Consider the following 11980-nt stretch of genomic DNA (forward strand, 5'->3'; position numbering starts at 1 on the left):
GCCCGCCCGGCGCTGGAACGCCGGGCGGGCGCTTTCAACTAGGCTCTCACTATGTCGGAAAACTGAAGAACATTGCTAGCGGCAGACCCTTCGATAATGGCTCTAAGCCGCTGGTCCCATGCCTCCAACGCCAACCTTTTGCGTTCGGCAAAATCGGTTCGGACGTAATGCCGCGTAAGGATTCGTACGTTTTTATCGCCAACTTCGTGGCCGAGTATCGCGGCTACGAGGTCATACGAAATCCCTAGATCGACCAAGCCAGTGGCAACCGTTCGGCGGATGTCGTGCGAAACAAAATGCGGCAACGGTATTCGTCGCCGTCGAGTTACAATCGCCGACCCGATGTCGTTGGAGCGGAGCGCTGCGCCGGTTTCATTGATAAATAGCGGCCCCCTTCGGGTCCGGTCCAACCGATCTTCGATAATCTCACGCGCAATGCCGACGATGGGTGTTCTTCGCGCTTTTTTGTTCTTCGATCGGCTCGCTGGCAGCGTCCAGATCCATTCCTTCACATCAATCTCTTCGACACAGAGGCCCGATGCTTCGCCAATCCTCGATCCCCAGCAGAATTGCAGGCGAAGACTGTCCTGCATATCGAGGGTAAGATCCGATGACGCGATCCAATCCCAAAGTATCCTGATCTCGTCAGGCGAAAGAACCCGCTCGCGCGGCTTCCCCGCACTAAAGGGCTTCAGTCCCCGCGTCGGATCGTCATTCAAAAGGTCCTGTCCGACCGCCCATCGAAACATAGCGCCGACGGATTGACGCTGCTTTTCGGCCTCTCGCTCAACGCCGCGGTCAGAAGTAGCGTTTAAGAGGCGGCCAATATCGCGCCGACGAAGCTCATCGATCGGTCGATTGCTTATCGGGGCCAGCGCTCGCTTCAGCCGGGTCTCAATTTCCCGCTTGGTGCGAAGCCCCTTCGCGCGCCGCTTTAGGTATTCATCAATTAGTTCGGACACCGTCATTCGGGCCGCGGCCTCTTCCTTGGCCTTGGCTTCCTCGCCGATCAGGTCTTTGCCTCGTTGCGCGGCGTCCCCAATGGCGCCGCCCCGCCGCCGGGCTTCGTCAAGGCTAACGGCCGGGAAGGCGCCAAGCGCCTTCCGCTTGACCGTAGAAGTGCCCCGCACTCGGCATACGAAGTCCCACGTTTTCAGACCAGAGGGCGCCACGCGGATGGCGAGGCCGGGGCACCTAAGATCGGGGACACGATATGCGTCAGTCGCCGGTTTAAGTGCGTCCACCGAACGGTGCGTCAGAACAATTTTCCCAAGCGACTTGCCTGATCCACTCGCCATGTTTTGCTTTAGCCTTTCAAGTTATCGCAACACCATCGCAACAAATTGTCCGGCTCGAACGAAACTCAATCGAACCAAGCGCGACAGGCACAGGACTATAGTGCGCTGAAAACACTAGGCAAATTTGTACGAAACGGAACGATGCGAGATTTAACCGAACGGTACTAAAAAGGATGGATGCAAACCTGGAGCGTTCACATGCGCTCGCCGCGCAAGCTCTGGCGCGATGCCGGCGCTGGCGGCTTCTTCACCCTCAACATTATCGTGGGTGGAAACGTCCTGACTGCGCTTGCGCATCCGTTCCTGCTTGGCGAACTTCTGGTGCGGGGTGTGATGAGCGCGTTTGACGACAGCGTTGCGTCATTCTTTGCCAAACCATTCATCGAACTTTATCTGGCGACGATTGCGGCAGGCTATCTGACCACCATCGTGATCGGAGTGATCGGCCTTGCCAAGCGGAACTTGCTGCGCGAAGCATGGGTGCTCGCTCTCACTCCGGTCTACTGGATTTTCCTGTCCCTCGCAGCCTGGCGCGCGCTCTATCAGCTGCTGACCGAACCCTACCACTGGGAGAAGACCGAGCACGGTCTCGCCCAAACGTCCCGTATGTCTGTAGGGAGGTCTCAACCGGACGGGATGCGCGACCAGAGCGACTAAGGCGGATCAGAGATAGCGCTTGAGATCCGCCGCGGCTTCCTCGGGCTTGCGCTTCAGATCGAACGGACGCACGAAGTTTCCATTTTTGTCCATCAGATAGATCAGCGCTGTGTGATCCATCGTGTAGTCGCCGTCCTTCAGGGGAATCTTCTTGGCGTAAACCCGATAGGCAGAAATCATCCTGGCAATTTCATCCGGGCTGCCGGTCAGTCCCTTGAGATGCGGATCGAAACTCGCAATGTAATCCTTCATCACCGATGATGTGTCGCGTTCGGGGTCGACGGATACAAAATACGCGTTCAGCTTGCCGGCATCGGGGCCCATGGCGCGCAGAACCTCGGACATCTCGAACAGTGCTGTCGGGCAAACATCCGGGCAGTGCGTGAAGCCGAAAAAGACGATGCTTGGGCGGCCGACGAGATTTTTCTCGGTGACCGTTTGTCCTGTCTGATCGGTCAGGCGAAACGGCCCCCCGATCGCAGCCGGCGCAGTGGCGCCGCGCAAGCCACCCAGCAGCCACAACGTGACCAGCAGACCGATCGCAAGGCTGCCGGCAAACGCCGCGATAATCACCAGCGGCCGGGTCGTCCTGTCCATCGCAATAAATTCCTCAATCAGCAGCAGGCCGCATCAGGCTGGCCGCTTTGTTCCGGGTTGGGCATGGGATAGAGCGCACAGCCATAGCGAGCAAGTGTCGCGCAGGCATGCCCGATCACATGACCGGGAGCAACCGTCTGCCTGATCTGGGGTTTTGGCTTTAGCGGACGTGTGCGGAGGCTTGGGCGTCCATATAGCACGGACGATACATGCTCGTCAGTTCGCGGCCACGAAGAAAAATCATCCGTGGCTTCAGGCCGCCGCGCCGTGAAATCCAGCTCCGGATCGACGTCGGGTACATATCGTACAGCATCCGGGTCGCTTCACGGTTCGTCACCGGCCGGCCGCTGGCTCCGAAGTCCCAGGCCGCATGAAATCCGAGGCTGGCGCGCGAGGTCACGCAAATCTTGTCGTGGGACACAGCGCCGAGCACGATGGTGCAGGCCGACGCGCACAGGCCATCGATCACAACGGTCTCACCGGAGCCTTTGAGGCTTTGATACTTGTCGACATAGGTCCCGATCCGGCCGCCACGGTCTTCAGCAATCCGAACCACAGCGTGACTTGCGCCCACTCCGCCAAGGAGAAGCACCGCCGTCAGAAACCCCGTCACAATCTTCATTGCCGGCCCCGTCGCCCCCTGCCTGTATCGATCGGGGCAACATCAGCGTGTTGCGAGTCTGGAATTTTGTCCAGATCGCACAGCGGTGCGGGGACGGATTCTATTGCAGTGTTGCTGGCTTGCTGCACCTGCACTGGCCGATCCCGAATTGGAACATGGCGTGCGTGGTCCAGTGAACGACCTGAGGCGCGCGCTGCCATTTTTGGCCGCAATTTCCGTTGACCCGGCTTTGCGCGTCGCGCTTCAATCCGGAACCTGGGGAGAAATCAAAAATGGCGAATGATGCGGACGTAATTGTCGTCGGCGCAGGACTGGCGGGCCTCGTGGCCGCGAACGAACTGGCCGATGCCGGCAAGCGCGTGATCGTGGTCGATCAGGAAGGCGAGCAGAATCTCGGCGGGCAGGCGTTCTGGTCGCTCGGCGGGTTATTTCTTGTCGATACACCCGAACAGCGGCGGCTTGGCATCAAGGATTCCCATGACCTCGCTCTGCAGGACTGGATGGGGACTGCGGGATTCGATCGCGATGAGGATCACTGGCCGCGAAAATGGGCGGAAGCCTATGTCGCCTTCGCAGCCGGCGAGAAGCGCGGCTGGCTTCAGGCGATGGGCCACCGCATTTTTCCCGTGGTCGGCTGGGCCGAACGCGGCGGCTATGACGCCATGGGCCACGGTAACTCGGTGCCGCGCTTTCATGTGAGCTGGGGCACCGGTCCTGGTGTGGTGGAACCGTTCGAGCGGCGCGCGCGAGAGCACGCCAAAACCGGCCGCATCATTTTCAAGTTCCGTCATCGCGTCGATGCTCTCGACATGACCGGCGGCGCAGCCACCGGCGTCAGCGGCAGGACACTCGAGCCGTCGCCGGAACCACGCGGCGTCAGTTCGTCGCGTACCGAGACCGGCGATTTCTCGTTCCGCGCGCAGGCCGTCATCGTCGCCTCCGGCGGCATCGGCGGCAATCATGATCTTGTGCGCGAGAACTGGCCGAAACGTCTCGGCACGCCGCCGAAGCATATGGTGAGCGGTGTTCCGGCTCACGTCGACGGCCGCATGATCGGCATTACCGAAGCCGCCGGCGCGCGCCTCATCAACCGCGACCGCATGTGGCACTACGTTGAAGGCGTCCACAACTGGAACCCGATCTGGCCAGGTCATGGCATTCGCATTCTGCCTGGACCGTCGTCGATGTGGTTCGATGCAACCGGCAAGCGTCTGCCCTCGCCGCTGTATCCCGGGTACGATACGCTCGGCCAACTCGAATACATTATGAAGACAGGCCACGAGTATTCGTGGTTCATTCTGACGCAAGCCATCATCAAGAAAGAGTTCGCGCTGTCAGGCTCGGAGCAAAATCCGGATCTCACCGGCAAGAGCTGGCGCATGACCCTTCGCCGCGCCTTCAACAAGGGCGCACCCGACCCCGTCGAAGCCTTCAAGGCGAAGGGCGCCGACTTCATCGTCCGTGACAATCTCGATGACCTTGTTGCGGCCATGAACAAGCTTGGAACCGCAAACCTGCTCGACATAACGTCGATCCGTCAGCAGATCGAAGCGCGCGACCGCGAGATCGACAATGCTTACGTCAAGGACACCCAGGTCATGGGCATCCATAATGCGCGGCGCTATCTCGGCGACAAATTGATCCGGACCGCCAAACCGCACAAGATTCTCGATCCGGCTTTCGGGCCGCTGATCGCGGTGAAACTCAACATCCTGACGCGCAAGACGCTCGGCGGCTTCGAGACCGATCTCGACTCACGCGTGTTCGGCCATGACGGCCAGATCATCCAGGGACTGTACGCCGTGGGCGAAGCCGCGGGCTTCGGCGGCGGCGGCGTACACGGCTATCGCGCGCTTGAAGGCACATTTCTCGGCGGCTGCCTTTTCTCGGGACGCAATGCCGGGCGCGCGGCAGCCAGGGCAATCGTGTAGTCAGCCCGGCAACAGGCCGGACATCGCGCCAGCCTGACGCCTCCCTGAAACCACGAGCGTTTCAGGGGGCTGTTGAGCAATCGCTTTCGCAGCGCGTGTCAGAAGCCGATCCAGTAAGCGTCGACTTCGCGGACACGGTTTCCCCAGTCGAATTCCTTGTCGGTTCCGAAGGACGGCGCTTTCGCCAGTTCCTCTTCGGTCATCAAGGTCAGAAGTTCGTAGCCTTCGATTGCGGGGTTGTACTTCATGCTTGCCCACGGAAGCGGGCGATAGTCTTCGCCGACTCCGAGAAAACCGCCGAAGCAGAGGACCGCGTAGGCGACGTTGCCGCTGGTCTTGTCGATCATCAATCGTTTGATGCTTCCTATTTTTCTGCCGTCGGCATTGAAGACGCGCGTTCCTTCGACCCTGTCGCTGGCAACAAGACGATGTGATTTCAGATTGATTGTGTCCGCATGCATGAGAGCCTCCAGCCGTGGAAGCCTGTCTCGCAGATTGGTCCGCCATGATTGCGCGGCTTATGCCGCGAACACGACCTCACCGCTCTTCCGAGCAAGGCCTGTAAACCGGGCTCGCGGGCAAGACAGTTGCGGGCTAACCCGGCGCTTGCATCAACCCAGATAACGTAACTCTGTCGCCGCCGCCCCGCCAGCCCGTCCGGCTGGAAAATCAGCACTGACCCACAGCCCGGATCTGCTCCGGGGTAAGGCCCGGTGAGCCCTTGCCCGCTTCCTCGGCGTTTCTGATCAGTGCGACAATTCGCGCAGACAGCGGCGCTTTCAGACCATGGCGCTCGGCAAGCGCCACGATCAGGCCCTGCAGGTGATCTATCTCTGTGCGGCGCCCGCGCTGCAGGTCTTCCCACATCGACGAGCGCGCCTTTGGGTCGATCTTCACCATCGATGCCGCGATCCGCGTAAACAGCGCATTGGGCAGTTTCAGAATGAACGGCGTGAAAGACGCCGGCAGCGGCGTTGTCGACAGCGGAGCGATGCCTTCGGCCTTAATCACCGCCAATGCCTCACGTATCTGGTCGGCGAACAGCGTCCGCCAGGAGCGCTGCGCAAGCTGATCGCGAAGCGGAAGACCAGACAGCGCATTGAGTGCGTTGTTCAGATTGATCAGCAGCTTGCCCCATTGCACGCCCTCGATGTCCTCCACACTGCGGAAAACAAGTTCCGGCCGTGACAGCAGTTTTGCGATATCCGGATCGTCCTTCTCCAGCAGGATGTCTCCGGAGGTGGCGCGATGAAAATGACCATCGCCAAGGGACAGAACATTGAACGGCACCATCCCCGCCAGCACATCGTGATCCGGCAGTGCATCGCGCAGCACCGACACATTGCCGGTGCCGTTCTGAAGGCTGACGATCACCGCATTCTTCGCGGCCTGCTGCGCGATCAGATCCGCGATCTCCGGGGTGTCGTCGCTCTTGACCGTGACAAGGATGATATCCGCCCCCGCAAAAATCGCCGCGGGATCGTCGGACAGTTTGATCTCGGCCGGCGTCAGGCGATGCTCGATACCTTCAAAGCTCGTGACCTTCAGCCCGTGCCGGTTGATATCCTCGATCAGGCGCGGGCGCGCCAAAAGCGAGACCGGGTGCCCGCCGGCGCGCAGCATCCCCCCGACGAAGCAGCCGATGCTGCCGGCGCCCGCGACACTGATGGATTTCGATGACGTCATGGCCGCCCCGCCGGATGGATCATGGGGCAGAGCGTCGCCTAAACCTTGCGAAATGGCAACGCGGGACCGTCGAGCTTACGCAGACCCGGCTCGCGCCGCTCCAGCCACCAGCCGTACTGCTTGGGCCAGGACGCAAAGGTGCCGTCTCCGATCTCGCCCCTGGTTTCGCTCAAAGCCAGTTCGGCATGCAGCGGCCAGTTCGGATCGAACAGCGCCTCGCGGCCAACTGCAATGAGATCGGTCTTGTCTTCCGCGAGGATGTCTTCGGCCTGATGCGGATGCAGGATGAGGCCGACGGCCATGGTGGTGGCCTTGGTCTCGCGGCGAATCTGCTCGGCGAACGGCACCTGAAAGCCATAGCCGCGCGGAATTCGCGCCGCGGTCGCCGATCCCATCAATCCGCCGGACGAGCAATCGATCACATCCGCGCCCCGCGCCTTGGCTTCGTTCACGAACGCAACCGAGTCGGAGATATCGATACCGCCATCGATCCCGTCGACTGACGAAATGCGCACGAACAGCGGCCGGTCCGAGGGCCAAACCGCGCGCACGGTCTCGATAATTTCCAGCGGATATTTCATGCGTCCCGCGCGGTCGCCGCCATAGGCATCCTTGCGCCGATTGGACAGCGGCGACAGGAATTCGTGCAGCAGGTAGCCGTGGGCGCAGTGAATTTCGAGCACATCGAAATTCGCCTCGACCGCCCGCAGCGTCGCGAGACGCCAGTCCTCACGCAACGACTTCAGGTCCGGTTCGGTCAGTTCGTGCGGCATCAGCCAGCCATCATCCATCGGGATAGCGCTCGGCGCCACGATGGTCCATGGCGTATCGCCGCGCGCGTGATCCTCAGGCGTCAGCGCCGCGTTGCCATACCAGGGCCGCTGCATGCTGCCCTTTCGGCCGGCGTGAGCGAGTTGAATCGCAGGCACCGAACCATTGGCGCGAAGAAACGCGGCGATCCGCTTGAGCGGCGCAATCTGTCCGTCGTGCCAGAGGCCAAGGTCGCCATGGGTAATGCGGCCTTCCGCGTTGACCGCGGTTGCCTCCGTCATCACGATCCCGGCGCCGCCCTGCGCGAACTTGCCGAGATGAACCAGATGCCAGTCGTCAGCCATGCCGTCGGTTGCCGAGTATTGGCACATCGGCGAAATCACGATCCTGTTTTTCGCAGTGACGTTGCGGAGAGAAATCGGCGTGAACAAGCGGGGCTGTGGCATCAGACCTCTGTGGATTGTTTGCTTTATCCGGGAAAAGGCTGGAGCGGGCGAAGGGAATCGAACCCTCGTATGCAGCTTGGGAAGCTGCCGTTCTACCATTGAACTACGCCCGCGCGGTTCCAACCTTAGCCACACCCGGCGGCAGGCCGCAAGATGGCTGGCATCGCAGGATCCGGGTGGCGAACGGGACCGAAAAGCGCAAGATTCTCCAAGTTTCGGGATGCGGCTGTGAAACACTGGAACGCGACATGACGGCTGGTTTTGCATTGTTCGACACGGCGATCGGGCGCTGCGGCGTCGCCTGGGGCGACCGTGGTCTTTTGGGCGTGCAACTCCCCGAAGCTGACGATGCCAGAACCCGTGCACGCCTGCTTCAGAAAGCACCTGGCGCACAGGAAATGGCGCCACCGGCAGATGTGCAGCGCGCCTGCGATGCCATGGTGGAGCTACTCAGCGGCGAAGCGACGGACCTGTCCTTCATCGCCCTCGATACGGATCGCCTGCCCGCCTTCAACCGGAGCGTCTACGACATCGCGCAAACCATCGCCCCCGGCGAAACGCTGACCTATGGCGATATCGCCACGCGCCTCGGCGACAAGCTGCTGTCGCGCGCGGTGGGCAAGGCACTCGGCGAAAATCCCCTGCCCATCGTGATCCCCTGCCACCGCGTGCTGGCGGCGGGCGGCAAGACCGGCGGGTTTTCCGCCAATGGAGGCGTCACTACCAAGTTCCGCATGCTTGCTATCGAACGCGCCCGGATTTCGACCCGCGACGCCGAGGATGCGCCGATGCTGTTCGACCCCGGCCTGTCGATTGCCCCGCAACGACGCCGGGGCTAACGTCCCGCTATGAAGATCACCCTGTTTGAGAGTGCGGCGCTGTCCGTGTTCGATTACCGGTGCAACATGGGCCCGGGCGATAAGCCGTTCCTCGAACAGCACGCGCGCCATTCGCTCTCCTATGTCCGCAAGGGCAGCTTCGGCTATGACACCCGTGGCCGTTCCCACGAACTGGTTGCCGGGGCAGTGATGCTGGGTCATGCCGGCGACGAATATACCTGCTCGCATCCTCATCACGTTTGCGGCGATGAATGCCTGTCGTTCCAGCTCTCGCCTGCACTCGCCGATGACATGGGCGTCCGGACAGATGCCTTGCAGATCGGCTGCGTGCCGCCGACACCAGAACTCATGGTCTATGGAGAACTGGCCCAGGCGACCAGACGCGGCGACAACGACATCGGGATCGATGAGGCAGCGATTCTGTTTGTGAACCGTTTTGTCGAAGCAACGTCGGGAAAGGCCCAGAAGGCATCGCCAGCCACCGCGCGCGACCGCCGCCGCGCTGTCGAGAGCGCACTGTGGATCGATGCCCACGCCGACCGGGCCGTGGATCTGGAGACGGCTGCAAAGGCTGCCGGCGTCAGTTCCTTTCATTTCCTGCGGATGTTCTCGAATGTGCTCGGGGTGACGCCGCATCAGTATCTGGTACGCGCGCGGCTGCGCCATGCAGCAAGGCTGCTGGCCGACGATGCGCGATCGATCACATCGATCGCCTTCGATGTCGGATTCGGCGACCTCTCGAACTTTGTGCGCACCTTCCATCGGGCCGCTGGCGTTTCGCCGCGGCGGTTCCGCGATGCGGCGCGCGGCGACCGCAAGATTTTCCAAGAACGGCTCAAGGCCGCTGCCGTAGGGTGATCTCCCTCACAGGGAGATCATCATGTACGACCATATCGGACTGAAAGTCAGAGACCTCGACGCCAGCATCAAATTCTACACCGCCGCGCTCGCACCGCTCGGCCATGTTCTCTGCTCGCGCGACAACAGCGGTGCCGGATTTGGACCGAAGGACGCGCCGGCACTCTGGCTGCATCTGTCGAGAGACCCCGAAGGGTCTGGCGCACATATCGCATTCCGTGCCGCGAGCCACGACGCCATCAAGGCGTTTCACTCCGCGGGACTGAAGGCCGGCGGCCGCGACAATGGCGGCGCAGGTCCGCGCGCGGACTACAGCCCCACCTACTACGCCGCATTTCTGATCGACCCCGACGGCAACAATGTCGAGGCCGTGTGCACGTGATCCCCGACCGGCACGGAGGAAAACATGGCATCGATCCAGAAAGAGTTTGCGATTGCATCATCCGCGCATGATGTCTGGGACGCAGTGCGCGACTTCGGAGCAGTCCATACCCGGCTCGCGCCCGGCTTTGTCACCGACGCCGTCATGGATGGCGACTCCCGGCTCGTGACATTTTCAAACGGCACGAGCGCACGCGAGATTCTTGTCGATTGCGACGACGCGAAACGGCGTCTTGTCTACGCCATCGTCAGCGAAAGGATCAGGCAACACAGCGCCTCGGTGCAAATTTACGAAGATGGCGACAGGCGCAGCAAATTTGTCTGGACCGTGGACGTGCTGCCGAACGAAATCGCGCCATACATCAGCGGACAAATGGATCTGTCGATCGCAGCGATGAAGAAACGGCTCGAAGACGGCTAGTTATCCGGCCGGATGTGTCGCCAACGACGATGCCGACGCTCTTCATGATGATCATGCTGCATTCGCCGAGTGCAGCACGATCGAATTCGCATCGACAACTTTAGATGCGACCGGATTTTCGGAAAATGCCGCACAAATTTGAATCTTTCTCGCGCCTTTAACCTTACCGAATTATACGAGTGGATGATTCAACAATTCCACATTTGCGACCACTCCATGACGCTAAGACTTCCGTCTCTGGGGACACGGGAGGTGACGCATGAGGGGTTTCAAGCCCGCGGAATTGGACACGGTCGCGACATTCGGCCAGCGCAAGGTCACACCGCGCGTTTGCATCGTCGACGCGAAGAGACACATCCGCACGTTTCTTGCGGAGGCTCTCGAAGAGCTGGGCTTCGTTGCCTCCGAGTGCGCGAATGCCGACGAGTTGCCCTTGCTGCTGGACCTGCACGCGCCCGATCTCATTCTGCTCGGAATACCAAATGATGGCGTTCAGGCCGGGCACATCCTGAAAATCATCGTCGACAGGAAATTCGACGGCCAGGTGCTGCTGATCGGCCCAAAGGAGTCGATCGTCGTGAGCGCGCTGCGCCAACTCGGGGAAGAGCTTCAGATTGCGATGCTGCCGCCGCTTGCCACACCGTTCAGCGCGGATGGGCTGCGGGCCAGTGTGGTCACGCTGCTTCCGCAACAAGCCCCGCCGAGTCCGCCTGTCGATGTTGCGGAAGCGCTGAAGGCCGGCTGGCTGGAATTGTGGTACCAGCAGAAAATCGACGTGCATACGCTCGCGCCCCGCGGCGCGGAGGCGCTGATCCGCATGCGTCACCCATCATGGGGCGTGGTGCCTCCGGCATCCTTTATCCCTGACGCTCGAGACCCGCAGTTCAAGGGGCTGTCGGAATTTGTCGTCAGCCGCGCGCTGGAGGACTGGCATTATTTCGTGGATCAGCACGGCCCCGTCGACATCTCCATCAATCTGCCGATCAGCTTTCTCGAAGACCCGGCGTTGGTCAGCTATCTCTGCCGCCAGATTCCGGACCATCCCGCGTTCGGAGGCTTGATCGTGGAGGTCAAAGGCTTCGAGATCATCCGGAATCTCGATCTGGCGATCGATGTCGCCAAGCGCCTGCGGTTTCACAACATCGCAATCTCGATCGATGATCTCGGGACCGACTGGCCGCTGCTCACGGAGCTGAAGAGTTTTCCGTTCGTCGAAATCAAGGTCGATCGGGAATTCGTTACCGGCTCGGCGGATAACCGCCTCAAGCAGACCGTCTGCCGCCGTATTCTCGAACTTGCGGACCGGCACGGCGCGCGCACCGTCGCCAAGGGGGTGGAGACCCGGTCCGATCTGGTCGCGATCCACGAGATGGGATTCGACCTGGCCCAGGGCTATCTGTTCGGCAAACCCGCCAACGCGAAGAAGTTCGCCCGCGCCTCGCTCGCACGTCCGACCGTGCTCGCGTGACGGCT

General features: G+C 61.2%; 12 protein-coding genes, 1 tRNA gene and 1 pseudogene. 7 read left to right on the forward strand and 7 right to left on the reverse strand.

The features are described from left to right. Positions 1–38: 38 nt before the first annotated feature. Positions 39–1298 carry a tyrosine-type recombinase/integrase gene (locus HMPREF9695_RS21225; protein ID WP_006022959.1) on the reverse strand — a complete coding sequence of 420 codons (1260 nt, stop codon included), beginning with the start codon at positions 1296–1298 and terminating at the stop codon, positions 39–41. Positions 1299–1466: 168 nt separating this feature from the next. Between HMPREF9695_RS21225 and HMPREF9695_RS21230 the strand changes: the two are divergent. Beyond that, positions 1467–1955: pseudogene (locus tag HMPREF9695_RS21230) on the forward strand (glycosyltransferase family 2 protein); the annotation flags it as partial. A 6-nt stretch (positions 1956–1961) separates the two neighbouring features. Here the strand turns inward: HMPREF9695_RS21230 and HMPREF9695_RS21235 are convergent. Both HMPREF9695_RS21235 and HMPREF9695_RS21240 read right to left on the reverse strand, forming a co-directional pair. Further along, positions 1962–2552 (reverse strand): SCO family protein, encoded by a 591-nt coding sequence (locus HMPREF9695_RS21235; protein ID WP_006022961.1) that lies wholly within the window; start codon positions 2550–2552, stop codon positions 1962–1964. Between the two features lie 160 nt (positions 2553–2712). After that, positions 2713–3174 carry a Clp protease/crotonase-like domain-containing protein gene (locus tag HMPREF9695_RS21240; protein WP_006022962.1) on the reverse strand — a complete coding sequence of 154 codons (462 nt, stop codon included), beginning with the start codon at positions 3172–3174 and terminating at the stop codon, positions 2713–2715. A 272-nt stretch (positions 3175–3446) separates the two neighbouring features. On the opposite strand from HMPREF9695_RS21240, the gene HMPREF9695_RS21245 reads away from it, so the two are divergent. Next, the gene (locus tag HMPREF9695_RS21245) at positions 3447–5105 is read left to right on the forward strand and encodes an FAD-binding dehydrogenase (protein WP_006022963.1); all 1659 of its coding nucleotides are present in this window, start codon (positions 3447–3449) and stop codon (positions 5103–5105) included. A gap of 98 nt (positions 5106–5203) precedes the next feature. On the opposite strand, the gene HMPREF9695_RS21250 is transcribed toward HMPREF9695_RS21245, so the two are convergent. The 4 genes from HMPREF9695_RS21250 to HMPREF9695_RS21265 all read right to left on the reverse strand — a co-directional run bounded on the left by HMPREF9695_RS21250 (position 5204) and on the right by HMPREF9695_RS21265 (position 8121). Next, the gene (locus HMPREF9695_RS21250; protein WP_006022964.1) at positions 5204–5566 is read right to left on the reverse strand and encodes a PRC-barrel domain-containing protein; all 363 of its coding nucleotides are present in this window, start codon (positions 5564–5566) and stop codon (positions 5204–5206) included. A gap of 208 nt (positions 5567–5774) precedes the next feature. Further along, positions 5775–6791 (reverse strand): 2-dehydropantoate 2-reductase, encoded by a 1017-nt coding sequence (locus tag HMPREF9695_RS21255; RefSeq protein WP_006022965.1) that lies wholly within the window; start codon positions 6789–6791, stop codon positions 5775–5777. A 38-nt stretch (positions 6792–6829) separates the two neighbouring features. Further along, positions 6830–8008 (reverse strand): NADH:flavin oxidoreductase/NADH oxidase, encoded by a 1179-nt coding sequence (locus HMPREF9695_RS21260; protein ID WP_006022966.1) that lies wholly within the window; start codon positions 8006–8008, stop codon positions 6830–6832. 39 nt (positions 8009–8047) lie between these two features. Next, positions 8048–8121 (reverse strand) — tRNA-Gly (locus HMPREF9695_RS21265). Between the two features lie 135 nt (positions 8122–8256). Here HMPREF9695_RS21265 and HMPREF9695_RS21270 point away from each other — a divergent pair. The 5 genes from HMPREF9695_RS21270 (at position 8257) to HMPREF9695_RS21290 (ending at position 11975) form a co-directional block, all read left to right on the forward strand. Further along, positions 8257–8847, forward strand: coding sequence for a methylated-DNA--[protein]-cysteine S-methyltransferase (locus HMPREF9695_RS21270; RefSeq protein ID WP_006022967.1), 591 nt, complete (start codon positions 8257–8259; stop codon positions 8845–8847). Between the two features lie 9 nt (positions 8848–8856). Then, positions 8857–9705: a helix-turn-helix domain-containing protein gene (locus HMPREF9695_RS21275; RefSeq protein ID WP_006022968.1), complete on the forward strand. Its 849-nt coding sequence runs from the start codon at positions 8857–8859 to the stop codon at positions 9703–9705. Positions 9706–9727: 22 nt separating this feature from the next. Beyond that, on the forward strand, positions 9728–10087 hold the full coding sequence (locus HMPREF9695_RS21280) for a VOC family protein (RefSeq protein WP_006022969.1): 360 nt from the start codon (positions 9728–9730) through the stop codon (positions 10085–10087). 24 nt (positions 10088–10111) lie between these two features. Then, the gene (locus tag HMPREF9695_RS21285) at positions 10112–10507 is read left to right on the forward strand and encodes an SRPBCC family protein (protein WP_006022970.1); all 396 of its coding nucleotides are present in this window, start codon (positions 10112–10114) and stop codon (positions 10505–10507) included. Between the two features lie 259 nt (positions 10508–10766). Further along, positions 10767–11975 (forward strand): EAL domain-containing response regulator, encoded by a 1209-nt coding sequence (locus HMPREF9695_RS21290; protein ID WP_006022971.1) that lies wholly within the window; start codon positions 10767–10769, stop codon positions 11973–11975. The last annotated feature ends 5 nt before the right edge of the window (positions 11976–11980 follow it).

Source organism: Afipia broomeae ATCC 49717 (genome assembly GCF_000314675.2).
Lineage (GTDB): Bacteria > Pseudomonadota > Alphaproteobacteria > Rhizobiales > Xanthobacteraceae > Afipia > Afipia broomeae.